The organism is Dermatobacter hominis, assembly GCF_020715685.1.
Lineage (GTDB): Bacteria > Actinomycetota > Acidimicrobiia > Acidimicrobiales > Microtrichaceae > Dermatobacter > Dermatobacter hominis.
Genome location: NZ_CP085840.1, coordinates 21,647 through 46,317, shown reverse-complemented (window position 1 = coordinate 46,317; position 24,671 = coordinate 21,647). Strand labels below are relative to the sequence as shown.

General features: G+C 75.7%; 21 protein-coding genes and 1 pseudogene. 5 read left to right on the top strand and 17 right to left on the bottom strand.

Features of this window, described 5'->3' with window-relative positions; all coding sequences use genetic code 11:
• Positions 1-22: 22 nt before the first annotated feature.
• The 15 genes and pseudogenes from ftsZ to LH044_RS00155 all read right to left on the bottom strand — a co-directional run bounded on the left by ftsZ (position 23) and on the right by LH044_RS00155 (position 16,637).
• Positions 23-1,129, bottom strand: coding sequence for a cell division protein FtsZ (gene ftsZ, locus LH044_RS00230; RefSeq protein ID WP_227757785.1), 1,107 nt, complete (start codon positions 1,127-1,129; stop codon positions 23-25).
• Positions 1,130-1,223: 94 nt separating this feature from the next.
• Complete coding sequence (locus LH044_RS00225; RefSeq protein WP_227757784.1) at positions 1,224-2,285, bottom strand: cell division protein FtsQ/DivIB; 1,062 nt, start codon at positions 2,283-2,285, stop codon at positions 1,224-1,226.
• On the bottom strand, positions 2,282-3,214 hold the full coding sequence (murB, locus tag LH044_RS00220; protein WP_227757783.1) for a UDP-N-acetylmuramate dehydrogenase: 933 nt from the start codon (positions 3,212-3,214) through the stop codon (positions 2,282-2,284). The genes LH044_RS00225 and murB overlap by 4 nt, the downstream gene beginning before the upstream one ends.
• Positions 3,211-4,611 carry a UDP-N-acetylmuramate--L-alanine ligase gene (murC, locus tag LH044_RS00215; protein ID WP_227757782.1) on the bottom strand — a complete coding sequence of 467 codons (1,401 nt, stop codon included), beginning with the start codon at positions 4,609-4,611 and terminating at the stop codon, positions 3,211-3,213. Before murC ends, murB begins: the two co-directional genes overlap by 4 nt.
• Positions 4,608-5,810 carry a UDP-N-acetylglucosamine--N-acetylmuramyl-(pentapeptide) pyrophosphoryl-undecaprenol N-acetylglucosamine transferase gene (locus tag LH044_RS21865; protein WP_304512031.1) on the bottom strand — a complete coding sequence of 401 codons (1,203 nt, stop codon included), beginning with the start codon at positions 5,808-5,810 and terminating at the stop codon, positions 4,608-4,610. Before LH044_RS21865 ends, murC begins: the two co-directional genes overlap by 4 nt.
• Positions 5,811-5,858: 48 nt before the next feature.
• Entirely contained in the window at positions 5,859-7,151 is a 1,293-nt protein-coding gene (gene ftsW, locus LH044_RS00195; protein ID WP_227757781.1) for a putative lipid II flippase FtsW, read from the bottom strand.
• Positions 7,148-8,572 carry a UDP-N-acetylmuramoyl-L-alanine--D-glutamate ligase gene (murD, locus tag LH044_RS00190; protein ID WP_227757780.1) on the bottom strand — a complete coding sequence of 475 codons (1,425 nt, stop codon included), beginning with the start codon at positions 8,570-8,572 and terminating at the stop codon, positions 7,148-7,150. The genes ftsW and murD overlap by 4 nt, the downstream gene beginning before the upstream one ends.
• Positions 8,569-9,597, bottom strand: coding sequence for a phospho-N-acetylmuramoyl-pentapeptide-transferase (mraY, locus tag LH044_RS00185; protein ID WP_374210654.1), 1,029 nt, complete (start codon positions 9,595-9,597; stop codon positions 8,569-8,571). The genes murD and mraY overlap by 4 nt, the downstream gene beginning before the upstream one ends.
• Complete coding sequence (locus tag LH044_RS21800; protein ID WP_255626084.1) at positions 9,597-9,725, bottom strand: hypothetical protein; 129 nt, start codon at positions 9,723-9,725, stop codon at positions 9,597-9,599. Before LH044_RS21800 ends, mraY begins: the two co-directional genes overlap by 1 nt.
• A 42-nt stretch (positions 9,726-9,767) precedes the next feature.
• Positions 9,768-11,052: pseudogene (locus LH044_RS00180) on the bottom strand (UDP-N-acetylmuramoyl-L-alanyl-D-glutamate--2,6-diaminopimelate ligase); the annotation flags it as partial.
• 50 nt (positions 11,053-11,102) lie between these two features.
• A complete protein-coding gene (locus tag LH044_RS00175) occupies positions 11,103-13,112 on the bottom strand; it encodes a peptidoglycan D,D-transpeptidase FtsI family protein (RefSeq protein ID WP_227757777.1) in 2,010 nt (669 codons plus the stop codon).
• A gap of 161 nt (positions 13,113-13,273) precedes the next feature.
• Positions 13,274-13,801: a hypothetical protein gene (locus tag LH044_RS00170; protein WP_227757776.1), complete on the bottom strand. Its 528-nt coding sequence runs from the start codon at positions 13,799-13,801 to the stop codon at positions 13,274-13,276.
• Positions 13,798-14,838 carry a 16S rRNA (cytosine(1402)-N(4))-methyltransferase RsmH gene (gene rsmH, locus LH044_RS00165; protein WP_227757775.1) on the bottom strand — a complete coding sequence of 347 codons (1,041 nt, stop codon included), beginning with the start codon at positions 14,836-14,838 and terminating at the stop codon, positions 13,798-13,800. Before rsmH ends, LH044_RS00170 begins: the two co-directional genes overlap by 4 nt.
• Before the next feature lie 252 nt (positions 14,839-15,090).
• Positions 15,091-15,525 carry a division/cell wall cluster transcriptional repressor MraZ gene (locus tag LH044_RS00160; protein ID WP_227757774.1) on the bottom strand — a complete coding sequence of 145 codons (435 nt, stop codon included), beginning with the start codon at positions 15,523-15,525 and terminating at the stop codon, positions 15,091-15,093.
• A gap of 323 nt (positions 15,526-15,848) precedes the next feature.
• A complete protein-coding gene (locus LH044_RS00155) occupies positions 15,849-16,637 on the bottom strand; it encodes a lipoyl protein ligase domain-containing protein (RefSeq protein WP_227757773.1) in 789 nt (262 codons plus the stop codon).
• 64 nt (positions 16,638-16,701) lie between these two features.
• Between LH044_RS00155 and LH044_RS00150 the strand changes: the two genes are divergently transcribed.
• Both LH044_RS00150 and LH044_RS00145 read left to right on the top strand, forming a co-directional pair.
• Positions 16,702-17,229, top strand: coding sequence for an NUDIX domain-containing protein (locus LH044_RS00150; RefSeq protein WP_227757772.1), 528 nt, complete (start codon positions 16,702-16,704; stop codon positions 17,227-17,229).
• 2 nt (positions 17,230-17,231) lie between these two features.
• The gene (locus LH044_RS00145) at positions 17,232-18,731 is read left to right on the top strand and encodes a wax ester/triacylglycerol synthase domain-containing protein (RefSeq protein ID WP_227757771.1); all 1,500 of its coding nucleotides are present in this window, start codon (positions 17,232-17,234) and stop codon (positions 18,729-18,731) included.
• On the opposite strand, the gene LH044_RS00140 is transcribed toward LH044_RS00145, so the two are convergent.
• Together LH044_RS00140 and LH044_RS00135 are read right to left on the bottom strand one after the other, a co-directional pair.
• The gene (locus LH044_RS00140; protein WP_227757770.1) at positions 18,691-18,963 is read right to left on the bottom strand and encodes a hypothetical protein; all 273 of its coding nucleotides are present in this window, start codon (positions 18,961-18,963) and stop codon (positions 18,691-18,693) included. The two genes, LH044_RS00145 and LH044_RS00140, sit on opposite strands and share 41 nt — an antisense overlap.
• Before the next feature lie 13 nt (positions 18,964-18,976).
• Positions 18,977-19,870: an ROK family protein gene (locus LH044_RS00135; RefSeq protein WP_227757769.1), complete on the bottom strand. Its 894-nt coding sequence runs from the start codon at positions 19,868-19,870 to the stop codon at positions 18,977-18,979.
• Positions 19,871-20,017: 147 nt separating this feature from the next.
• Between LH044_RS00135 and LH044_RS00130 the strand changes: the two genes are divergently transcribed.
• Genes LH044_RS00130 through LH044_RS00120 form a run of 3 tightly spaced genes read left to right on the top strand, consistent with a single transcriptional unit; the run spans position 20,018 to position 24,649 of the window.
• Positions 20,018-21,052: an AAA family ATPase gene (locus LH044_RS00130; RefSeq protein ID WP_227757768.1), complete on the top strand. Its 1,035-nt coding sequence runs from the start codon at positions 20,018-20,020 to the stop codon at positions 21,050-21,052.
• Between the two features lie 10 nt (positions 21,053-21,062).
• Positions 21,063-22,295, top strand: coding sequence for a DUF58 domain-containing protein (locus tag LH044_RS00125; RefSeq protein WP_227757767.1), 1,233 nt, complete (start codon positions 21,063-21,065; stop codon positions 22,293-22,295).
• The gene (locus LH044_RS00120) at positions 22,292-24,649 is read left to right on the top strand and encodes a transglutaminase TgpA family protein (RefSeq protein WP_227757766.1); all 2,358 of its coding nucleotides are present in this window, start codon (positions 22,292-22,294) and stop codon (positions 24,647-24,649) included. Before LH044_RS00125 ends, LH044_RS00120 begins: the two co-directional genes overlap by 4 nt.
• Positions 24,650-24,671: the final 22 nt, after the last annotated feature.

Sequence of the window (24,671 nt, the reverse complement as noted above, 5' to 3'; positions counted from 1 at the left end):
GCCCGGACGGCCCGGGGCGGGGTCACTTGAGGAACGACGGGACGTCGAAGTCGTCGTCCCCGCCGAACAGCTCGTCCTCGTCGTTGTCGGCGAACACGTCGCCGATGGAGCTCGGGCGGTCGTCCTCGCGGGCGGCGCCGCTCGCCGCGCCCGACGGCCGGCGGCTGCCCTTCGACTCGTCCCAGCGCTCGAAGCCCGCGGCGATCACCGTGATGCGGACCTCGTCGCCGAGCTCGTCGTCGATGACCGCACCGAAGATGATGTTCGCCTCGGGGTGCGCGACCTCGTGGATGACCTGCGCCGCCTCGTTGACCTCGAACAGGCCGAGGTCCGAGCCACCCGAGATGTTGAGCAGGATCCCGCGGGCGCCGTCGATCGCGGCCTCGAGCAGCGGCGACGAGATCGCCTGGCGGGCGGCGTGCAGCGCCCGGCCCTCACCGGTCGCGTAGCCGACGCCCATCAGCGCGCTGCCGGCGTCGTTCATGATCATGCGCACGTCGGCGAAGTCGGTGTTGATCAGGCCCGGCGTGGTGATCAGGTCGGTGATGCCCTGGACGCCCTGGAGGAGCACCTCGTCGGCCATCTTGAAGGCGTTGAGCACCGAGGTCTTGTCGTTGGCGACGGTGAGCAGACGGTCGTTCGGGATGACGATCTGGGTGTCGACCTTCTCCTTGAGCTTCCCGATGCCCTGGTCGGCCTGGACGCTGCGGCGACGACCCTCGAAGCCGAACGGCCGGGTGACCACGGCGATCGTCAGGGCCCCCTGCGACTTGCCGATCTCGGCGACCACGGGCGCCGCGCCGGTGCCGGTGCCGCCGCCCTCGCCCGCGGTGACGAACACCATGTCGGCGCCGCGGAGCACCTCCTCGATCTCGGAGCGGTGGTCCTCGGCGGCCTGGCGACCGACCTCGGGATCGGAGCCGGCGCCGAGCCCGCGGGTCAGCTCACGGCCGATGTCGAGCTTGATGTCGGCGTCGCTCATGAGCAGCGCCTGGGCGTCGGTGTTGATGGCGATGAACTCCACGCCCTTGAGCCCGGCGTCGATCATCCGGTTCACCGCGTTGCAGCCACCTCCGCCGACGCCGATCACCTTGATGACGGCGAGGTAGTTCTGCGGGTTGTGGGCCATCGGTCTCAGACACCTCCAGAAACCGGGGCGCGTTCGTGGCCCGGTGATGCGACCGGCAAGGTTACGGCCGCCTGAGAGCAGGAAGCAACGACCGTCACCCCGTGCCCCCGGCCGCCGTGGTCGTGGTCGCGCCCTTCGTGGCCGCGCCACCGGTCGTCCCGTTGCCCGCCGTCCCCTTCTTCGTGCCGGCGCCGCCGGTGCCCTTTGGGGTCGTCGTGGTCGGCACGGTCGTCGACGCGCCCACCGTGGGGGCCCCGGGATCGCAGCCCGCCCGCCGGCTGATCGTCGGTCGACCGGGCTCCCTGACGTCGAGCACGTCGAGGCAGTCGAGGCGGGCGCCGGCCAGCAGGCTGGCGGCCGTCAGGAGCTTGGCCGGCACCTCCTCGGGTCGCCCGAGGATCACCCGTCCGGCGTCGTCGGCGAGCACGAACGTGACGGCGCCGTCGCGGGCGAGCTCGACCGTGCCGAGCCGGAACCGGACCTGCTCCGGGAGCTGCTCCAGCACCACCACCAGGCCGTCGAGCTCCTCGGGCACCTGGTCGCCGGTGGCCAGCCGGGCCCCGATCGAGGTGTCCTCGACCGCGACCTGGGGCAGCCCCGCCCCCTCGACCGGCTCGCCGGCCGCACCGTCGGCCGCGCCGGTCGCTCCCCCGCCGTCGCCGTCATCGCCGGCGGCCGGCCCGAGCACCCGGCCGCCCCGACCGATCACCGTGCGCCGATCGTCGACCACGAGGACGGCGAGCGCCACCTCGTCGGTCACCGAGATGCGGACCGTGCCCGGCCAGTCGCGGGCCACCCGGGCCGAGGCGACCCCGGGCAGCGCCATCACGGCCCGCCGGGCGGCGCCGAGGTCGACGTCGACCAGCGCGTCGCCGCGGTCGATGCCGCTCGCCCGCCGCACCGCGTCGGCGTCGACGGAGGTGGAGCCGGCCACCGACACCCGGTCGACGTCGAGCAGCGGCGAGCGCAGCACGCCGACCGCCGCGGCCGACAGCGCGACGAGCGCGGCCACCACGGCGGCCACGATCCGGCGGCGCCGGCGCGCCGCGGCCTGCACGTCCTCACGACGTCGCGCCATGCGCGGGTCCTCGCGGCCGGTGCCCTGCTCCGCAGCGCGGGCCGGCGGCCGGCGGGGCGGCGTGATCGTCCCGGTCACGGCGCGGCCCCGATCGCCTCCGCGAAGGGCGGGAAGCCGACCATGCGCGTCTCGGGGTGCAGCTCGACGCCGTGCTCGTCCATGACCCGCCGGGCGACCGCGACCATGAGCGCGAACACGTCGTCGGCCGAGCCGCCCGCGTCGGCCTGGATGAAGTTGGCGTGCTTGGTCGACACCTCGGCGGTGCCGATGCGCAGGCCCCGGCACCCCGCGGCGTCGATCAGGCGTCCGGCCGAGTCGCCCTCGGGGTTGGTGAACACCGAGCCGGCGTTCTGCCCACCCGGCTGGTGCTCGCGCCGCCACCGCACGATCTCGGACAGCTCGGCCTCGCCGGCGGCGACGTCGCCGGGCCGCAGCCGGAGGTCGGCGTGGACGACGACCTGGTCGTCGCGGACGTTCGAGCTCCGGTACGCGAGGTCGAGGTCCGAGGCGGGCACCGACCCATCCTCCCCGGTGCGGAGATCGACCACGCGGACCCCGACGAGGGATTCCGCGATCTCGGAGCCGTGGCCGCCGGCGTTCATGCGGACCGCGCCGCCGATCGAACCCGGCACCCCGACGGCCCACTCGAAGCCGGTCAGCCCCGCCGCCACGGTCCGGCGGGCCACGACGGGGAGGAAGGCGGCGCCGCCGGCGCGCACGGTCGCCGACCCGGCCACGTCCTCGTCGGACCGGGGCCCGTCGAGCACGTCGATGCCGGCGAACGCGTCACCGAGCTGGACGACGAGGCCGTCGAAGCCCGCGTCGCGGACCAGGAGGTTGGAGCCCTTGCCGACCACCAGGACGGCCCGCCCCTCGAGGCGGCGGGCGACGTCGAGGAGGTCCTCCACCCGGTGCACGGTCAGGAACCAGCGGGCCGCGCCGCCCACCCGGTAGGTGGTGAGGGGCCCGATCGGGACGTCGGGTCGCCAGACGGCCTCGCCGCTCATGCGCCCGCCGCCTCGAGCTGCTCGAGGACGCGCGGCCCGACGGTCGTGACGTCGCCCGCGCCGACGGTCATGAGGAGGTCGCCGGGCCGCAGCGCGGCGACGAGGTAGCGGACGACGTCGTCGAGCGACGGCATCCAGGCGAGCGGGCGGTGCGGGTGGTGGTCGAGCGTGGCGTCGACGAGCAGCTTGCCGGTGACGCCCGGCCGGGGCGCCTCGCCCGCCGGGTACACGTCGGTGAGGACGAGCAGGTCCGCGTCGCCGAAGGCCTCGCCGAACTCGCGCCACAGCGCCTGGGTCCGGGAGTAGCGGTGGGGCTGGAACACGGCGACCACGCGCCCGTAGCCCCCGCTCGCGCCGGCGGCGAGCGCGGCCCGCACCTCGGTCGGCAGGTGCGCGTAGTCGTCGACGACGGTCACCCCCGCCGCGACGCCCTTGCGCTCGAAGCGCCGGGCCACCCCGCCGAAGTCGGAGAGGCCGGCGGCGGCGGCCGCCACGTCGAGGCCCAGCTCGGCGACCAGCGCCAGCGCGCCGGCGGCGTCGAGGGCGTTGTGCAGCCCCGGCAGCGGCAGCGCCACGTCGACCGTCGCCCCCGGGCCGACGACGCGGAACCGGCTGCCGTCGGGACCGAGCTCGAGGTCGGTGACCCGGTGGTCCGACCCCTCCGCGGTGCCGTAGGTGGCCGCACCGGACTCGGCGCCGAGCTCGGCGGCGACCTCGTCGTCGGCGCAGACGACGCGGGGGCCGTCGGTGCCGGCGAGGAACCGCCGGAAGCCGTCCTTCAGCGCCTCCCACCCGCCCCAGTGCTCCAGGTGGTCCGGCTCGACGTTCGTCACGATCGCCCCGGCCCTCGGGCCCGACAGGAACGAGCCATCGCTCTCGTCGGCCTCGAGCACCAGCCACGGGCCGGGCCGCCAGGCGGCCGCCACCCCGCCGAGCGCGGCGACGGGCGCCCCGGTGAGGAACGACGGGTCCTCGCCGGCGCCGCGCAGCGCGGCGACGAGCAGCGACGTGGTGGTGGTCTTGCCGTGGGTGCCCGCGACCGACAGGAGCGGTCGCACGGCGGCGAGGGCCGGCAGCAGGCCGGTGCGGCGCAGCACCGGCACGCCGCGGTCGTGCGCGGCGACCACCTCGGGGTTGTCGTCGGGGACCGCCGTGCTGATCCCGACCACGTCGAGCTCGTCGAGCGACGCGACGTGGCCGGCGTCGTGGCCGACCCAGGCCGTCACGCCCAGGTTCCGGAGCCGGTCGAGCACGGGTGAGTCGACCGCGTCGCTGCCCGACACCTCGTGCCCCGACTGCGCGAGGAGGGTGGCGATGCCGCTCATGCCCGCGCCCCCGATCGCGACGAGGTGCACGCGCCGGGGCGCCGACAGGTCGAGGTCGGGCGGTGCGCTCACCGGCCGCCGCTCCCGCCCCGCTCGCCGGACGCGGCGCGCTCGACCAGGTCGGCGACCGCCGCCGCGGCGTCGGGCCGGCCCACCGACCGCGCCGCCGCGCCCATCGCCGTCAGGCCGCCACCGCCACCGCCGAGCAGGCGCTCGACCTCGGCCACGAGCCGGTCGGTGTCGAGCTCGTCGTCGGCGACGAGCACCGCCGCGCCGGCGCGCACCAGGGGGCCGGCGTTCGCGGTCTGGTGGTCGCGCGTCGCGATCGGCAGGGGCACGAGCACCGCGGGCACGCCGACCACCGCCAGCTCGGCGACGGTCGTGCCGCCGGCCCGGCACACGGCGAGGTCGGCGGCCGCCAGCACGAGGTCCATGCGGTCCTGGTAGCGCACCGGCTGGTACACGAGCCCGGTCGCGCCCTCGGCCGCCCCGCCCTCCCCGGCGCCGTCCCCAAGGCCGGCGCCGCGGGCGAGGTCGGGCCGGTCCTCCCAGTCCCGCGAGCCGATGACGTGGTGCACGGCCAGGTCGTCGCGGTCCGCCCAGCGCTCGACCGCGCCGTACAGCGCGGTGTTGAGGCGGCGCGAGCCGAGCGAGCCGGCGAACGCCACGACCACCGTGCGGTCCTCGGGCAGCCCGAGCTCGGCCCGGGCGCCGGCCCGGTCGCGATCCGCGCCGACGGCCAGGATCTCCTCGCGCACCGGGTTGCCGGTCACGACCGCCTTGGGCAGATCGGTCTCCTCGAACGGCACGGCCGACGCCGCCGCGAAGCGGGCGACGAGCTTGTTGGCCGCGCCCGCACGGGCGTTCTGGTCGGCCACGACGAGCGGCACCCGCCAGAGCACCGCGGCGATCGCGCACGCCGCGCTGGCGAACCCGCCGAGCGCCAGCACGACGGCGGGACGGCGCCGTCGCACCAGCACGATCGCCTTCCACAGCGCCGAGACGAGCCCGAGCACCGCCACCACGTTCTGGAGGCTGACGGTCCGCTCGATGCCGCGGCCCGGCAGCACGGTCAGGCCGAAGCCGGCCTCGGGCACCAGGCGCACCTCGATCCCCCGCTCGGCGCCGACGAAGTGGATCGACGCCGGGTCGTGGCCGCGGCGGACGAGCTCGCGACCGACGGCGAGGCCGGGCAGCACGTGGCCGGCGGTGCCGCCCCCGGCGATGATCGCCCAGGTGGGGCCCGCTCCGGAGGCGTCGGTGGTGGTCATCGGTCGGAGGTCGTCGGTGCGTGTGACGTCGTCATCTCTCGACGCAGATCATGCGTCGCGGGCGACCGACAGCAGGATCCCGACGCCGAACAGCGCCATGAGCAGCGAGGACCCGCCGTAGGAGACGAACGGCAGCGTGATGCCCTTCGTCGGCAGCGTCCCGACCGTCACGCCGATGTTGATGAGCGCCTGCACGCCGATCCAGGTGGTCACGCCGAAGGCGACGAGCCGGCCGAACGGCGAGCGTGCCCGCATCCCGATCGCGCAGCCGGCGCCCATGAAGGCCACGAACAGGCCGAGGACGACGAGGCTGCCGGCCAGGCCGAGCTCCTCGCCGATCACGGCGAGGATGAAGTCGGTGTGGGCCTCGGGCAGGAACCCCCACTTGGAGCGCGCGAGGCCCGGGCCGCTCCCGAAGAGGCCGCCCGACGCCAGACCGATCTGGGACTGCCACAGCTGCCAGCCCGCGCCCTGCCGGTACTTGTCGGGCTCGAGGAAGGCCAGGATGCGCGTGACCCGGAACCGCTCCAGCCCGACGATCGCCAGCGCCCCGAGGCCGAGCGACACCCCGCCCATCGTGGCCAGCTTGGACAGCGGCGCACCGGCCATGAACACCATCGCCAACGTCACGGCGCCGAGCAGCATCGTCGTGCCGAGGTCGTCGCCGAGCACGACGAGCGCGCACGTCAGCCCGCTCCACACGAGCACCGGCTTGAGCCCCTCCCAGGTCCGCACGTCGCGACCGCGCTCGGAGAGCAGCTTGGCGAGCCAGAGGATGAGCGCCGGCTTGGCGAGGTCCGACGGCTGGAACTGCATCGAGCCGACGCCGACCCAGCGGGTGGCGCCGTTGACCGTGATGACGAACGGCAGCGACGTCCCGGCCGCCTTCTGGACGAGCACGCCGAGCGCGACGTAGCCGAGGGCGGCGACCGACACGAGCATCAGCGGCAGCGCCACCTTGTCGCGCCAGACGCGCCACGGGACCCGGGAGGCGGCGAACGCGGCGCCGACGCCGAGGCCCAGCCACATCGCCTGCCGGGCGACGATCCCCCAGCTGTTGCCGAGCGTGCGCACGGCGGTGACCGACGACGCGGAGTACACCATCACGAGGCCGAGCCCGCAGAGCAGCGAGACCGTGACGACGACGACCGTCGACGGGCTCGGTCCCCGGCGGACGACCTCGACCTCGGGCCGGCGGGGTCGAGCCGCAGTGGCCGAGCGCCGCGTGCCGGTGGCCGGGCGCCGCGTCGCGGTCGCGCTGCGACCGGTCGAACGGCCGGAAGCGGCCGGCTTCCGGCTCGTGCCCGACGAGCGGGTGCCGGTGCGGCGGGTGGCGGTCACGCCGCACCCCCGTCGCCGGCGAGCACGAGCTCGCGGACCCGGGCCGCGAAGTCGTCGCCCCGCTCCGAGTACGAGCCGTACCAGTCGAACGAGGCGCAGCCGGGCGACAGCAGGACGACGTCGCCGCCCTCGGCCAGCTCCGCGGCCGAGGCCACCGCCTCGGCCATCGACGTGGCGAGCCGGCCCGGCCGGTCGGGGAACGCGGCGAGCACCTCGGCGCCCGACTCGCCGATGCCCACGACGGCCCGCACGTGGTCGGCACCGAGGTGCAGCTCGCCGAGGTCGAGGCCCTTGTTCCGGCCGCCGGCCACGAGCACGACGGAGTCGAACCCGCGCAGGGCGGCCAGCGTGGCGTGGGGCGCGGTCGCCTTCGAGTCGTCGTACCAGCGCACGTCGTCGCGCTCGCCCACGAGCTCGACCCGGTGGGGCAGCCCGCGGAAGTCGCGCAGCGCGGCGCGCACGCCCTCGACGGTCGCGCCACCGGCCAGCGCCGTGGCGGCCGCCGCGAGCGCGTTGGTGCGGTCGTGCGGCAGCGCACGCCACATGTCCGCGACGTCGACGAGCTCGACCGGCTCGCCGCCGGGGCGCGCCGGCCCGACCAGCAGCGAGCCGTCCTGGTGGTACTCCACGGCGCGGCCCCCCTCGACCGGAGCGAGCCCGAACCGGAGCACGGCCGGCCCGGGCACGTCCTCGGCCGCGGCGACCTGGGTGCGGGCCACGATGGCGGCGTCGACGACCGGGTCCTCGGCGGCGGCTACGGCGGTGTCGCCGGCGCCCTGGTCGCGCCAGATCCGCGCCTTGGCCATGCGGTAGTCGTCGAGCGTGCGGTGCACGTCGAGGTGGTCGGGCGCGAAGTTCAGCCACGTGCCGACCAGCGGAGCGAACCGGCGGCTGTGGGCCAGCCGGAACGACGACGCCTCGACGACGAAGACGTCGAGGTCGTCGCGGGCGATCGCCTCGACCAGCGGCGTGTCGAGGTTGCCGACCGCCGCGGCCCGGCGGCCCGACCGCTCGAGCATGGCGGTGACGAGCGTGGTCACCGTCGTCTTGCCGTTGGTGCCGGTGATCGCCAGCACCGGCCGGTCGTCCCAGGCCGCGGCGAGGTCGAACTCGCTGAGCACGGGTCGCCCGTGCGCCGCGGCGAGCACGAACAGGGGGTGGTGCTCGGGGAGGCCCGGTGCGGGCACGACGGCGTCGACCGACCGCACGAGGTCCTCCAGCGCACCCGCCGACGGCTCCAGCACGACCGGCGCCCCGAGCTCGTCGCCCAGCGCGCCCGCGAGGGCGGGGCGGCCGTCGTCGGACAGCACGACCTCGAGCCCGTGCGCGACCGCAGCCCGGGCGACGGCGGCGTTGGTGATGCCGAGCCCGTGCAGCAGGAGCCGCCGCTCGGGCAGGCCGCCGCCGGCCGGCTCGCTCATGCCAGGCCCCCGGCCCGGATGAACTCCCGGTAGAAGAGCCCGAGGCCCACGGCGGTCGTCGCACCGGTCAGCATCCAGCCCCGGACGATCACCGTCGTCTCGGGCCATCCGCCGAGCTCGAAGTGGTGGTGGATCGGGGCCATGCGGAACACCCGCTTGCCGGTCGTGCGGAACGAGGCGACCTGGATGATCACCGAGACCGTCTCCATCACGAACAGCAGGCCGAGCACCGGCAGGAGGATCACGGTCGAGCTGCTCAGCGCGAGCGCGGCGAGGCCCGTGCCGATGGCCAGCGACCCCGTGTCGCCCATGAAGATCTGCGCGGGCGCGGCGTTCCACCAGAGGAACCCGGCGCAGGCCCCCATCATCGCGGCGGCGACGACGGCGAGGTCGAGGCCGACGTTGATCTGGTACATGCCGGGGTGGCGGAAGATCCAGTACCCGATGATCACGTAGGCGGAGAAGACGAGGATCGCCGACCCGGCCGCCAGCCCGTCGAGCCCGTCGGTCAGGTTGACGGCGTTCGACGAGGCGAAGATCACCACCACCGCCCAGATCACCCAGACCCACTTGCCGAGCGTCCACCCGAGGTCGTCGAAGCGGCCGAAGCTGATCGTCGTGTGGACGTTGGTCTTCCAGAGGATGACCAGCGCGAAGCCGACCGCCACGACGAGCAGGCCCAGCGTCTTGGAGCGCTTGTTGAGCCCGAGGTTCCGCTCGTTGGCGATCTTGATCCAGTCGTCGAGGAACCCGACGCCGCCCGCGCCGGCGATCGCCCCCATCGTGGCGAGGCCCGTCCAGGTGAAGACGCCGTCGTAGAGGTTCGACGCCAGGTAGCCGCAGACGCCGCCGGCGACGATGGCGATGCCGCCCATCGTCGGGGTGCCGGCCTTGACGGTGTGGCCCTCGGGCACGTCCTCGTGGATCGGCTGGCCGATGTGGCGCCGCGTGAGGGCGGTGATGAGCAGCCTGGTGCCGACGAGCGCGACGAGCGTGGCGATGCCCGCGGCGAGGACGAGGCGGATCACGTCGCGCTCCCCCGTCCGTCGGCGTCCAGCTCGGCGAGGACCTCGGCGGCGACGGCGCGGTCGTCGAACGGGGTGACGACGCCGGCCACGTCCTGGCCCTGCTCGTGGCCCTTGCCGGCGATCACGACGACGTCCCCGGCTCCGGCGGCGGACAGGGCCGTGCGGATGGCGGCACGGCGGTCGGGCTCGACGACGGGCTCACCCGCGCATCCTGACCGGATCTCCTCGAGGATGCGAAGCGGGTCCTCGGAGCGGGGGTTGTCGGAGGTGAGGACGACCGAGTCGGCGAGCCGCGGACGCCACCTCGCCCATGCGCGGGCGCTTGGCGGTGTCCCGGTCCCCACCGCACCCGAACACGACGAGCACCCGGCCCGCGGCCAGCTCCCGGGCGGCCTCGAGGACCGCCTCGAGGGCGTCGGGCGTGTGGGCGTAGTCGACGACGACGTCGAAGGACTGCCCGGCCCGCACGGCCTCGAACCGACCGGGCACCGCCGGCACCCCGGCCAGCGCGGCGGCGATGTCGTCGTCGTCGACGCCCAGGGCGGCGCAGGCCTCGGCCGCCAGCAGCGCGTTGGCGACGTTGTGCCGGCCGGGCAGCGGGAAGGTGACCGGCCGGCCCCGCCAGGTGAAGCTCGACCCGTCGACCGTGAAGCGGATCTCGCCGGCGTCGGCCAGCGACACCGGGACCATCGGGTGCCCGGCGGGGGCCACGTCGACGAGCAGGCGACCGCGCACGTCGTCGACGTCGACGATCCCGCGCCGGGAGCGCCCCGGGTCGAACAGCACGGCCTTGGCGGCGAAGTACGCCTCGGGCGTCCCGTGGAAGTCGAGGTGGTCCTGGCCGAGGTTCGTGAAGACGGCGACGTCGAACGTCATGGCGTCGACCCGGTGCAGGACCAGCGCGTGCGAGGACACCTCCATGGCGACGTCGGTGACGCCGTCGGCGACCATCTGCGCGAGCTGCGCCTGGAGGTCGGTCGCCTCGGGCGTCGTGCGGGCGCCGGTCAACGTCCCGATCGCACCGACCTCGCGCCCCGCGGAGCGCAGCACGTGGGCGATCGTCGACACCACCGTCGTCTTGCCGTTGGTGCCGGTCACCCCGACGGTCCGGAGGCGCTCGGCCGGGTGGCCGTAGACCTCGGCCGCCGCCGGGGCCATGGCGGCGCGCACGTCGTCGACGAGCAGCTGCGCGACCGGGTGCGGCAGCGTCGAGGGGTCGAGGTGCCGCTCGACGAGCAGGGCGACGGCGCCGGCGGCCACCGCGGCGGGGGCGAAGTCGTGACCGTCGGCCCGGCCGCCGACCACGCAGCAGAACAGCGTGCCGGGCCCGACCCGGCGGGAGTCGTGTGTCACCGCCACCACGGGCGTCGAGTCGTCGACACCGGACGGCTCGGCCGGGCGCGCGCCGACGGCGACCGACACGTCGGCGATCGTCACCGTCGTCTCGCTCATGCCGGGCTCCGCACGCCGCCTCCGTCCATCCACCGGTCGGTCACCGGCCGTCAGCCCGTCCCTGCGGCGGTGCTCCGTCCGGAGGACGCAATGGTGGTCGACGTGGCGCCCGAACGGGTGGAGGCCCCCGAGCCCGTGCCCCCGGTCGAGCCGGTGCCCTTCCCCGTCCCGCCGCCCTTCGCGGTCGCGGCGCCGCCCTTGGTCGTCCCGGTGCTGCCCGAGCGGGACGGAGCGGTCGTGGTCGGCACGAGCGCCCGGTCGGTGGCGGCGGCGGTCTCGCCGGCGGGGACCGAGCGGACGAGGCCGTCGTCGTCGGTGCTGCCGGCCGCGGTCGTGGCCGCGGGGTCGGCGGTGGGGGCGATCGAGAGCTCCCGGATCGACAGGCGGGCCAGGTCGCTGAACACCGGGCCGGCCGACGTGGAGCCGGTGAGGCCCTGGGCGGTGTCGAACAGCATCACGGTGATCGAGACCTGCGGGCGGTCGGCCGGCAGGTACCCGGCGAAGGTCGTGACGTGGTGGTAGGTCCCGTCGGGCCAGATGTACGCGTCCTCGTCGTCGACCTTCTCGGGGCTGGGCATGCGACCGGTGCCGGTCTTCGCCGCCACCGGGTAGCCCGGCAGGCTCCACTGCTTGCCGGTGCCGGCCTGGACCACGGCCTGCAGCGCCCGGCTCACCCGGGCCGCCGTGGTCGCCGAGACCACCCGTCGGGTGTCGGCCGCCCGCGCCGGGTCGAGCCGTCCGTCCGGACCGATCGTCCCCTCGACCAGCCGGGGCGGGACGTAGATGCCCTGGTTGGCGATCACGTTGAACGCCGACCAGAGCTGCAGCACGGTCGTCGACTGGAAGGAGCCGATCGACGCCGCCGCGGTGTCGGGCGGCGTCCACGAGTCGACGTCGGGCAGCAGGCCCGCGCTCTCGGCGGGGTGGCCGAGCGCGGACACCTGGCCGAAGCCGAAGTCGACGAGCGCCTGGTGCAGCTTCTCGGCGCCGAGGCGCTGGGCGATCTGGATCGTGCCGACGTTGGACGACTCGGCGACGATCTGGTCGACGTTCATCGTCTCGACCGGGTGGACCTCGTTGTCGCTGAACTCCCGGTCGTAGACGCGGATCGTCGGCCCGACGGAGAACGTCGAGTGGTCGTCGATCACGCCCGCCTCGTAGGCCGCGGCGGTGGTCACGAGCTTGAACACCGAGCCGGCCTGGTAGGCGTTCGACAGCGCCAGCGGCCGGGTGGAGAGGTGCATCTCCCCCGTCTCCTCGTCGCGCTCGACGCCGGCGACGGCCAGGAGCTCGCCGGTGGAGGGGCGCCCCACGATCGCGATGCCGCCGGCGGCGCGGGCGTTGGCGGACCCCTTGGACAGGATCTGCTCGGTCTCGTACTGGAGGGTGCGGTCGAGGGTCACCTGCACGTCCTCGCCGGGCTGCGGCGCCTCGATCACGCGCGACCCGTCGGTGATCGTCTCGCCCTGCGAGCCGCGCTCGACCACCTGCTTGCCCGGCGTGCCCTCGAGCACGTCGTCGTAGGCGGCCTCGACGCCGGCGCGGGGGCCGGGCCCGTCGGGACCGACCGTGCCGATCACCCGCACCCCGGACTCGCCGCCCGGGTGCACCCGCTCCGAGGCCGGGTCGAGCATGAGGACGCCGTCCATGTCCTGCGCCGCGAGCGCCTGCGCGGCCTTCCTCGCGACCTGCTCGTCCGCGTACCGGTCGACCATGACCCACTTCGCGTCGGGCGCCGCCGAGGTGATCGCCTCGACGACCGGGGCCGGGTCGACCCGGAGCAGCGTGGCCAGGCGGGTGCCGAACTCGCGCAGCATCGCGTCGTCGCCGATGCCGGCCTCGGCCAGGCGGACCTTGCTCACCGCCACCGTGGTGCGGGGCACCGACATGGCCAGCTCGGTGCCGTTGCGGTCGAGGATCGAGCCCCGCTGGGCGGGGATCGTCTCGGTGCGCTGGCGCTGCTCGAGCCCTTCGGCCGCGAGCGCCGAGGCGTCGGTGAACTGGACGCCGACGAGCTTGACCAGCGGGAGCAGGGCGAGCACGCCGAAGGCGCCGACCATGCCCCAGAGGCGACGGCGGGTCCGGATCAGGTCCGCCGCCTGGTCGGCGCTGCGGGTGCGGGCCCGCGGTCGGGGCCGAGGTGCGGCGGCCCGGGTGGATCCCCTGCCGGGCGAGCGCCGGCCGGTCGTCGAGGGGCGCCGGGGACCGGGTCGGCGAGCGGTCATCCGGCCTTCGCCGGGGTCGCCCCGGTGGGCTGGATCGTGCTCGGCGCCGCGGTCGTCGCTCCGCCGTCGTCGGTCGGGGGCGCGGGGAGGGCCGGCGTCGAGGTGGGCACCGTGGCGGCGGGGACGACCGCGATCGGGCCGGGCTCGACCAGTCCGGCGTCGCGGGCGACCTCGAGCACGTGCTCGGGCGACTCGGCCTGGACGACGGCGATGCGCAGCTCGCGGTTGCGGTCCTCCGCCACGGCCGTCCGGGCGGACACGCGGTCCGCCTCCTCCTGGAGCGCGATCCGCTGGCTCTGGATGGCGACCGACGCGACCAGCGCGGCGAACGAGCCGACGACGCAGAGGGCGACGGTGGCCCGCCAGCCGATGTCGCGGCGACGCCGGTCGCCGTCGCGGCGGATCAGGCGGAGGCGCGGCCCGGCCGACTCCTGGGGGAGCGGCCGGGCCGTCGACCGGGTGCGCGCCCGTCCGGGCGCGTGCACCGATGCGTCGCGGGCGCGAGGTGAGCGGACGGCCGTCACGCCGACTCCGGGATCCGTTCGACGGCGCGGATCCGGACGCTCTCGGCGCGGCGGTTGGCGGCGATCTCGTCGTCGGTGGCCTTCCACGCGCCGCGCTTCAGGAGGCGCACGGTCGGCTCGGCGCCGCACACGCACGGCAGGCCGGGCGGGCAGGTGCAGCCCCCGGTCTCGGCGTCGCGGAAGGTCTGCTTGACCATGCGGTCCTCGAGCGAGTGGTACGACATCACGACCATCCGCCCGCCCGGCGCCAGGACGGCCATCGCGCCCTCGAGCGCCTCGGCCAGCTGGTCCAGCTCGCGGTTCACCTCGATCCGGATGGCCTGGAACGTGCGCTTGGCCGGGTGGCCGCCGGTGCGGCGCGCCGCGGCGGGGATGGCGGCCCGCACGACCTCGGCGAGGTGGGCGGTGTTCTGGATCGGCCGGGCATCGACGATGGCGCGGGCGATGCGGCCGGCGAAGCGCTCCTCGCCGTAGGTCTCGATCACCCGGGCGAGCTGCGGGAACGAGTACTCGTTGACGACGTCGACCGCGGAGAACGCCTGTCGGCGGTCCATCCGCATGTCGAGCGGCGCACCCGAGCGGTAGGAGAACCCCCGCTCGTCCTCGTCGAGCTGCGGCGATGACACTCCAAGGTCGAACAGCACGGCAGTCGCTCCTCCTGGTCGGGTGTGGCCTGGTCGGGTGTGGCCTGGTCGGGTGTGGGACGGGTCGGCGGTCTCGAGGTGCTCGGTCACGACCTGCTCCAGCTGGTCGAACCCGGTGCGGACGATGTGGACCCGGTCGCCGAAGCGGGCGAGCCGTCGCGTCGCGGCGGCGATGGCGGCGTCGTCCCGGTCGAGGCCGAGCAGCCGGAGACCTGGGTGGGCGTCGAGGACGGCCTCGGCGTGGCTGCCGCCGCCGAGGGTGGCGTCGACGTAGAGCCCGTCGGGGACGTCACGCAGCAGGTCGACGACGAGGTCGACCATGACAGGGGCGTGCACGAACGGGCGCGGCTCTCCGGGCCCGCCAGGATCAGGCGGCGTCGCGTCATCGGCCACGGGCTCCTGCTCCGTACGGGCGGGCGGGCAGCCCCCGGTGGTCGATCCCCCGACGACGCGACGACCGCCGGGATGTCTCCCCGGACGGCACGGAGTGGCGCGGACGGAGCTCTGGGCCAACCCTCACGCCGGCCGGGGGATCGGCCACCGGGGGCACCGGCGGCAGCTTGTGGGCGAGATCTGCGTGGACGAGATGTGCGTGGACGAGATCTGCGTGGACGGGATCTGCGTGGACGAGGTCGGTGCTGGTGATCACAGGAAGTCCAGCTCCCGGAACTTGTCGGCCAGCGAGCGGCCCTCGGCGGCCTTGGCGGCGATCGCCGCCTCTCGGCGTGCCCACTCCTCGCGGGAGAAGATCGACACGTAGCGGACCGAGCCGACGATCGCGACCTCGCGGTCGAGGCCGGTCACGTCGCGCAGGCGCTGCGGCAGCGAGATGCGGTTCTGCGCGTCCGGCTCGAACGGCGACGCGATCGAGAAGAGGTGGCGGAGGTCGTCCCGGTCGAACTTGCCCGACGTCTCGATCCGACGCCGGTAGCGGTCCCACTCGTCGTGGGTGAAGAGGGCGGCGTAGTCCTCGAGCAGCGTGGCGATCCCGCCGTCGGCGAACGCGGAGCGGAACGACGACGGCAGGACCAGGCGGCCCTTGCCATCGATCGTGTGCTCATGGGTTCCGTAGAAGTCCACGGGGGCTCCGCTGCTGGGGTTCGTGCTGGTGAGGCCGGTGACGCCGGGGGTTGGGAGATCGGGAGGAGGGGTACGGCCTCACCGCACCCAGGCGAGCCACATTGCTCCCCTCTCCTCCACTTCGAGCCACCCTAAACCACTCACCACCACCAGACAACGTTTACAGCGGTGTAGTTCGCGCGAAGCGCGCGAACGACGGCGCGGTGGTCCCCGGCTGGACCGCGCCCTGCCGTTCCGGGCCCCGTCGGCGGCCCGTCAGCCGGTGCGCCCGGCGCCGGCCGGTGTCGCACCCGCCCGGACGGGCGATCAGGTCCGGGCCCGGCTCAGGGCAGGGCCGGGAGCAGCTGCTCCACCACGCCCCACCCGGGCGTCACCACGGCGCCGGCGCGCGCCACCAGGGCGCGGCGCACGGGGTCGCCGCCGTCGCCGGCGACCCCGTCGCTCCCCGCGGGACCACGGCGCTCCACCTCATGCGGGTCGACGACGCCCCGGCCGGCGTCGGCTCGTCCCGGTCCGGCCGCCACCTCGGACCGGCCGAGAAGGGAGAGGAGCAGCTCGGGGTCCCACCTCCGGTAGGCGACGCACTGGAACCGGGCCCCGGACCGGGTCCGCCGCTGGGACACGCCGAGCACCTTGCGACCGTCGAGCTCGACCTCGCCCGGACCGAGCGCCGCGAAGCACGCGACCCGGCCCGCCTCCCGGTCGGTCACACCCGTCCGGTGCACGACGGCGCGCCCCGCAGCGTCGTCGGCCAGGCCCAGCGCCCGCACCCACGCGTCGCCGACCCACCACGCGGCCCGCTCGACGTCGACGTCCCACAGCGGGTCGCCCGCGGGCACGACCAGGTCCACCCACACGTGGTCGTCGGGGTGCAGCAGCACCGCGCCCCCACCCGAGCGCCGGCGGGCGAGCTCGACCCCGGCGGCGGCGAGCCGGTCGGCGTCGACGTCCGCGAGGTCCTGGGTGCTCCCGAGGACGAGCGCCGGAGCGGCCACGTGCTGGACGACCACGGCCCGACCGTCGACCGTCTCCGATGCGGCGGCGTCGTGCAGCTCCTGCGCGGTGCCGGCGCGGTCCTCGACCCGCCACGTCCGCTGGTGCGCACCCGCCACCGGACCAGTCTCGCCCGTCCGGACCGGCGGCGCCGCCGGTGGGACGATGCGTAGGCTGCCAGCCGTGAACCCGTGGGGACGTCGTCGGGCGGCGAGGGTGGTCGTGTTCGACCCCCAGGACCGCGTGCTGCTGATCGAGGGCCGTGACCCCGCCGGCCACAACCCCGGTGGGTGGTGGGAGATCCCGGGCGGCGGCGTCGACCACGGCGAGGAGATCGAGTCCGCCGTGCGGCGGGAGCTCTGGGAGGAGGCCGGCATCCGCGACGCGGAGATCGGTCCGTGCGTCTGGACGCAGCAGGTGAGCTACACGTTCGGCGGCTGGCGGTTCGAGCAGGACGAGTGGATCCACGTCGCCCGGTGCGACGGCACCAGCAACGGGCCCGGCGGCCTCGAGCACCTGGAGGCCATCGCCTTCGGCGAGCAGCGGTGGTGGGCGGTCGAGGACGTCATCGCCCACCGGCCCCGGACCATCCCCTACCGGATGGTCGAGTTCCTGGAGGACCTCGCGTCGGGGACCTGGCCGGACTCGCCGATCGACATCACCCCGGCCGACCACCACGTGGAGGCCTGGCACAGCCACGGTCGGAGCTGAACGTGGCCGGCGGTCCTCGTCCGGCGAGCCCCGAGGACCCGGTCGTCGATCGAGCGAGCCCCGAGGACCCGGTCATCGATCGAGCGAGCCCCGAGGACCCGGTCATCGATCGAGCGAGCCCCGAGGACCCGGTCGTCGATCGAGCGAGCCCCGAGGACATGGTCTCGCTCGCGTCGGCGCGCACCTCGACGCCGCTCCAGGTCGGCGCGGTCCTGCGCATCGACGGCGGGGCCGATCCCCGGGCGGTGGCCGACGCGCTGCGGGAGCGCATCCCCGGCATCGCGCGCCTCCGCCAGCGGCTGGTCCGCACGCCGCCCGGCTGCGGGCGCCCGGTGTGGGTCGACGACGCCGCCTTCCGATTCGAGCGCCACGTGCGCACCGCGGACCTCGACCACGACGTCGCCGTGCTGCTGGGCGACGACGGCACGGCGGGCGACCGCGAGGCCGCCTCCTCGGAGGATCGGCTGCTGGCGCTGGCGGCCACCACCGTGACGTTGCCGCTCCACGAGGGCGCCCCGTTGTGGCGGGCCGTCATCGTGGTCGAGCACGGCCGTGCCACCGCGGTCGTGGTCGCGTTCCACCACGTGCTGACCGACGGCATCGGCGGCCTGGCCGTCCTCGCCGGGCTCGCCGACGGGTCCACCGCTCCCCCGCCGGCGGGATGGCCGCGACCGGCCCCGGGGCCCGCGACGCTCGCCGCCGATGCGTGGCGCGCCCGGTGGGGTGGGCTGCGCCGCCTCCCCGCGTCGGCGCGCCGGGTCGCCGCCGCGGCCCGCGCCCTCCGACCGACCGCCCGGCCGGTGGCGCCGAGCTCGCTCAACCGGCCGACCGGCCCGCACCGGCGGCTGGCCGTCGTGCGCCGCCCGCTCGAGCCGCTCCACCGCGCCGCGCACGGCCGGGGCGCCACCGTGAACGACGCCGTGCTCGTCGCGATCGCGGGCGCGCTGCGGGCGGCGATGCGACGGCGCGGCGAGGACATCGGCAGCTTCGTCGTCTCGGTCCCGGTCGCCGGCCGCAGCCGGACCGACGCGAGCGACCTCGGCAACCACGTCGGGGTGGTGCCGGTCGCGGTGCCCGCGACCGGCACCCTCGCCGACCGGCTCACCGAGGTGCACCGCCGGACGGCGGCCGTCCGCGGCCCCGACCGGGGCGCCTCGGCGGCGCTCGTCGGACCGGCGTTCCGAGCCCTCGGGCGCGTCGGGCTGCTCGGCACGCTCATGGAGCACCAGCGGGTCGTCCACACGTTCAGCACCGACCTGCGCGGTCCCCAGGAGCCGCTGCGCTTCGTCGGCCGGCCGATCGGCGAGGTGATCGGGATCGCCATGGCCGTCGGCAACGTCACCGTGTCGTTCACCGCGGTGTCCTACGCCGGCGGCCTCGCGCTCACGGTGGTGGCCGACGCCGAGGCCTGGCCCGACCTCCCCGTGCTCGCCTCGGCGCTGGGGGCGGAGCTCGACGCGCTCAGCCGAGCGGACGGGTCCGGCACCACTCCAGGTACGTGACGAGGTCCCGCCCGAGGTCCTGCGGGGACGAGCCCGTGCCGTCCCCTCCGTTGGCCGTCACCATTCGGAACCGCAGGTAGTCGGCGTCGGGCAGCGGCAGGTGGGGCGACCGCCGCCACCATCCCTCGGGCGCGAGCACGAGCGCCTGTCGGAGCCCGGTCGCCCAGAGGTCGGGCCGGCGGAGGACCGGGAGGACGGCGCGCAGCGGCAGCCGCGGCGGGCCGGCGCTCACCGGCGTCGGTCCGTCACGACACGCCCACGTCGCGGCCGACGCCCCGGAGGCCGACCGCGGCGGCGCCGACGATGGGGCCCTGCGGACCGCAGCCCGACGGCACGATGCGCCCGCCGCGCGAGTAGTCGAGGCAGGCGCTGCGGCCCAGCTCGTCGTTCGCGGCGTCGAAGAAGGTGTCGCCGAAGCCGAGGGCGACCGACCCTGCGACGACCGCGAGCCGGAGGTCGAGCAGGTTGGACACCGACGCCACGGCCCGGCCGACGAGCCGGCCCGCCGTCACGCGCTCCTCCTCGGTGGCCTCGGACGCCGGCCGTCCGGTCGCAGCGGCGATCGCGGTGCCCGACGCGTGCGCCTCGAGGCAGCCCCGGGCGCCGCACACGCAGGCCCGGCCGAGCGGCTCCACGATCACGTGGCCGATGTGGCCGGCGTTGCCGTCGGCGCCGTCGAGCAGCCGCCCGTCGAGCACGATGCCGCCGCCGACGCCGGTCGACACGACCATGGCCAGGTAGTCGCGCACGCCCTTGGCCGCGCCGACCCAGCCCTCGCCGACGGCGAGCGCCTTGGCGTCGTTGTCGACCGAGGTCGGGAGGCCGGACCAGTCGGCGAGGCGCGACCGGAGCGGGAAGCCGCGCCACTGCGGGATGTTCAGCGGCGACACCTGCTCGCCGCCGGCGGTCATCGGCCCGCCGCACCCGGCGCCGAGCGCCACCACCGACGAGCGGTCGACGCCGAGGTCCGCCGCACGGTCGAGCACGCCGGCGAGGAGCTCCGTGACCGCGCCGAACAGGGCCTCGCCGTCGGCACCGGCGGTCGGGCGACGGTCCTCGACGATGACCGCGCCGTCGTCGCCGACCACCGCGCCGGCGAGCTTCGTCCCACCGACGTCGAGGGCGAGCACCGCAGCCATCGGGCCGACGGTACCGCACGCCACCCGCCGTCCCGGCGGCCCGGCCCGGTGGCAGACTGACCCGACCACGACGGCGCCCGACCCGACCGCGGCGGCGCCCGCCGACGAGCACCGCCCCAGGGCGGCACGGGGAGGACCCTGCGGCCGATGACCACCACGGGACCGACGACGAGCCAGAACGGCCCCGGCGAGGGCCCGCAGGGCGCCGGAGGGCTCCCCGGCCAGCAGGGCGCCGCGCCGGCCGCCGGCCGGTCCTTCGCCGGGATGTTCGACGCCATCTGCACCAACATCGCGGGGGCGGTCCACGGCAAGGCCGACGTGATCCGGCTGACCGTGACGTGCCTGGTGGCGGGCGGCCACCTCCTCATCGAGGACGTCCCCGGCGTGGGCAAGACCACGATCGCCAAGGCGCTGGCCCGGTCCGTCGACGGCCACTTCGGCCGCGTGCAGTTCACGCCCGACCTCCTGCCGTCCGACGTGCTCGGCTCGTCGGTGTGGAACCAGCGCAACGGTGCGTTCGAGTTCCGCGCCGGACCGGTGTTCCACAACCTCGTGCTGAGCGACGAGATCAACCGCGCCTCCCCCAAGACGCAGTCGGCGCTGCTCGAGGCGATGGCCGAGGAGCAGGTGACCGTCGACGGGACGACGTATCCCCTGCCCCGCCCGTTCATGGTCGTGGCGACCCAGAACCCCCTCGAGCACCAGGGCACCTTCCCGCTGCCCGAGTCGCAGCTGGACCGCTTCCTCATGCGGCTCTCGGTCGGCTACCCCGACCGCACGGCCGAGCTGGCGCTGCTGGTCGAGGAGGACCACGGCGACCGCCTCGACCGCCTCCGCCCGGTCGTGTCGACCGAGGACGTGCTGGCCATGGCCGCCGCCGCTTCGCGCGTGTACGTCGCCGAGGCGCTCGCGGCCTACCTGGTCGACCTGGCGGACCGCAGCCGCCGCTCCGCCACCTTCTCCCTCGGGATCTCGCCCCGTGCGGCCCTCGGCCTGCTCGGGGCGGCCCGCGTCCACGCCGCCGCGGACGGCCGCGACTACGTGACCCCCGACGACGTGAAGCACCTCGCCCGACCGGTGCTCGCGCACCGCGTGGTGCTGGCACCCGAGTCGCAGCTCCAGGGGATGACCGCGGAGGAGGCCGTCAGCGAGCTCCTCCGGACGACCCCGGTCCCGAGTTGAGGTCGCGCCGGTGCGGCTGACGCGAGCCGGACTCGTCGCCCTCGTCGCGGTCCCGGTGCTGGCCCTGCTGGCCTGGATGTTCGGCCAGCCCGAGCTGGCAGTGGCCGCCGCCGCAGTCCTCGCCGGTGCGTCCGGATCCGCCCTGCTGGTGGCGCGCAGCCGACCCGAGCTCGACCTGCGCCGGACGGTGCGACCGTCGCGCGTCGCGCTCGGCGAGCCGTGCCAGGTCCAGCTGGCGGTCCGCAACGTCGGCCGCAACCGCACGGCGGTGCTCGGTCTGCGCGACGACGTCGGCCGCTTCGGCGAGGCGTCCCTGCACCTCGCCCCGCTCCCGCGGGGCGCGTCCCGCGACGCGACCTACTCCTTCCCGACCCACCGCCGCGGCCTGCACCCGGTCGGCCCGCTGACCGTCGAGGTCGAGGACCCGTTCGGGCTGGTCCGCTCGAGCCAGCAGCTCACCGACACCCGGACCGTCATCGTGCTGCCCCGGACGTGGCCGCTCGCGCCGCTGCCGCGGGCCGCGGGCGACGAGCCCGAGCACGGCACCCGGGTCCTGACGTCGACCTCGACCGTCGACGAGGAGTTCGCGGCGATGCGGCCGTACACGGTCGGCGACGACATCCGCCGCATCCACTGGCGGACGACGGCCCGGGTGGGCGAGCCGGTCGTGCGCCAGTACGACCAGCCCTGGCAGCGCCGCACCACCGTCCTCCTCGACGTCCGTCGCGGCTCGGGCGCCGACGGGAGCGACACCGGCGCCGGCACCGGCGCCGCGTTCGAGCGGGCGGTGTCCGCGGCGGCGAGCGTCGTCCGGCTGGCGACCGAGCGCCACGAGATCGTCCGGCTCGTCACGACCGACGGCCTCGACAGCGGGTTCGTGGCGGCCGAGGGCCGCGGCGACGAGCTGCTCGACCGGCTGGCCGCGGTCCAGCCGTCGCCGCGCTCGTCGCTGGCGGCGAGCCTCGGCCACCTCGGCACCCGGCCGTCGGGCCGGCTCGTCACCTGCGCCGGCCACCTCGAGCACGGGGAGCTCGAGGGCTGGAGCCGAGGCACCCGGGGCTTCGGCCTGCGGGTCCTGGTCTGCACCGCGGCCGGCGGCGCGCCGCGGCTCCCGGGGGCGACGGTCGTCGCCTGGGACGGCGACCTGCCGCTCACCGACGTCTGGGCGGCCGCCGTCGGCGCCGCCGCCCCGCCCACGCCCCGACGACCGGTCGGGCGACTCGGGGGGATCACGGTCCCGTGAGCCGCCCCGACCTCCGCGAGGCCACCCCGGCCGCCCTCGTCGCCGCCGAGCTCGGCGTCGCCTGCGCCGGGCTCGGCACCGTCCTCGGCTTCTCCCGCCTCTTCGTCGGGTGGGACTACTTCGGCCCGCTCGCCGTCGCCGTCGTCGCGAGCTGGGCGCTCGCGGTGCTCACCCGCCGCCTCGGGCTCGGCGTCGGCTGGTCGGGCCTGGGGTCGGGCGCCGGCGCCGTCCTGGTGCTCTCGTGGGTGTTCGCCGCCGACACGACGCTGGTCGGGCTGCCCACCCCGTCGACCGCCGGCGCGCTGATCGACGAGATGCGGGCGTCGTTCACCGACTTCTCGAGCCTCGTCGCGCCCGTGCGCGTCACCGACGGCTTCCTCGTCGTGCTCGCCGCGGTCATGTGGGCGTTCACCTACTTCGCCGACACCGCCGCGTTCCGCTACCGCGGCCCCGTACAGGCGGTGATCCCCTACGCGTCCGCGTTCATCGCCACCGGCGTGCTGGCCCGCGACGTCGGCCGCGCCGGCGCTGCGGTCGCCTTCCTCGCCGGCATGGGCATCTACGCGGTCACGCAGCGGGCGCTCGTCACGAGCGAGCGGCGCTGGATCCGCGGCGAGGCCGTGCGGGGCACGTGGGCCGTGGCGTCGGGCGCCGCGCTCGCCGTGGCCGTCGCGCTCCTCGTCGGCCTCGTCGCGGGACCGTGGCTGCCCGGCGACGCCGAGGCGGTGGTCGACCTGCGGTCGCTCGGTCGCGAGGGCGGCGCCCGCACGGTCGTCAGCCCCTACGTCGGGGTGCGCAACCTGCTGGGCCAGCAGAGCGACCAGATCGTGTTCCGGGTCCGCAGCGAGGTGCCCGCGTACTGGCGGCTGACCGCGCTGGCCCAGTACGACACGTCGAGGGACATCTGGGTGTCCCGGGGCTCGTACCAGGAGGTGGACGGCGACGAGCTCGCCCGCTCCACGACCGGGCTGCCCACGGACCGGGTCGAGCAGGTGATCACGATCGAGGGCCTCGGCGGGCCGTGGCTCCCCGCGGCGTACGAGCCGGCGGCCATGGACATCGACGCCGACATCAGCTTCGACGAGGTGACCGGGTCGGTGATCACCCGCAGCGACTCGGTCGACACCGGCACCGAGTACCGGGTGGCGTCGCAGGTGGCCGAGCTGTCGCCGGCCGAGCTCGGCGGCAGCCGCGGTCGCGACACGGTGGACCCCGAGTACCTCGACGACGCCGGCGTGTCGAGCGCCGTCGCCCGCGTCGCCCGCGACGTCACGCGCACGGCCCCGACGCCGTACCTCAAGATGATGGCGCTGCAGTCGTACTTCCGGGACGAGTTCACCTACGACACCGACGTCGACTACCGAGAGGACCCCGATCCGCTCGCCGCCTTCCTCGACGAGCAGCGGGGCTTCTGCCAGCAGTTCGCCTCGACGTTCGCGCTGATGGCCCGCGCGATCGGCCTGCCGGCCCGCGTCGCCGTCGGCTTCACGCAGGGCGACACCGTGGCGACCGGCGGTCCCGACGCCCCCGACGCCGGGACCGAGTTCGTCGTGCGGGGTCGGCACGCGCACACCTGGCCCGAGGTCCACTTCGACGGCATCGGGTGGGTGGCGTTCGAGCCGACGACCGGGCGCGGCAACCCGCAGGCCGAGAGCTACACCGGCGTGGCCGCCCAGCAGGCCGATCCCCCGGCGGCCCAGGCGTCGACGACCACGTCGCCGACGACCACCGCCCCGTCCACCGACGTCACCACCCCGACGACCGTGCCGTCGGACCAACTGGAGACCGTCGGCCCCGAGGCCGGCGACGCCGCCGACGAGCCCGGGGCCGGCTGGGCGCGGTGGGTGCTCGTCGGCGTCGCGGTGGGGCTCGCCGCGCTGCTGGTGGGCGTGGTCGTCCGGCGCCGGCGCCGGTTCGCCGCGCTGCGGGCCGACCCGCACGGCGGTCGCGTGGCGGCGGCCTGGCAGCGCGCCCTCGACGACCTCGCGACGGTCGGGATCGCCCCCCGGCCCTCCGAGACGCCGTTCGAGCTCTCCCGCCGCGTCGCGGCGTCGACGGTGTTCGAGCGGGCCGGACACGAGCACGGTCCCGACCGCGAGGCGGCGGCCGCCGGCGCGCCGTCGTCACCCGACGGGACCGACGCGCCGCCGGTGTTCGACCAGACGGAGGCCGAGGCGATGTCGGTCGGCGACGCGATCACCCACCTCGCCTGGTACGAGACGTCGCGGCGCTACGGCCGGGTCGTGCCCGACGCGACCGACTGCGAGGAGGCCGAGGCCGCGGCCGAGCGGATCCACCGGGCGGTCAAGGAGACGGCGACGCGGCGCCAGAAGGTGCGGCACCTCGTCGGGTGACCGACGATCGGGTGACCGGAAC

What these genes read in the sequence shown, in the direction of transcription:
- ftsZ (WP_227757785.1), bottom strand. Translation starts at nt 1,129, where the DNA reads ATGGCCCACAACCCGCAGAACTACCTCGCCGTCATCAAGGTGATCGGC.
- murB (WP_227757783.1), bottom strand. Translation starts at nt 3,214, where the DNA reads ATGAGCGGCGAGGCCGTCTGGCGACCCGACGTCCCGATCGGGCCCCTC.
- LH044_RS21865 (WP_304512031.1), bottom strand. Translation starts at nt 5,810, where the DNA reads ATGACCACCACCGACGCCTCCGGAGCGGGCCCCACCTGGGCGATCATC.
- murD (WP_227757780.1), bottom strand. Translation starts at nt 8,572, where the DNA reads ATGAGCGAGCCGGCCGGCGGCGGCCTGCCCGAGCGGCGGCTCCTGCTG.
- LH044_RS00175 (WP_227757777.1), bottom strand. Translation starts at nt 13,112, where the DNA reads ATGGTCGGCGCCTTCGGCGTGCTCGCCCTGCTCCCGCTGGTCAAGCTC.
- LH044_RS00135 (WP_227757769.1), bottom strand. Translation starts at nt 19,870, where the DNA reads ATGGCTGCGGTGCTCGCCCTCGACGTCGGTGGGACGAAGCTCGCCGGC.
- LH044_RS00130 (WP_227757768.1), top strand. Translation starts at nt 20,018, where the DNA reads ATGACCACCACGGGACCGACGACGAGCCAGAACGGCCCCGGCGAGGGC.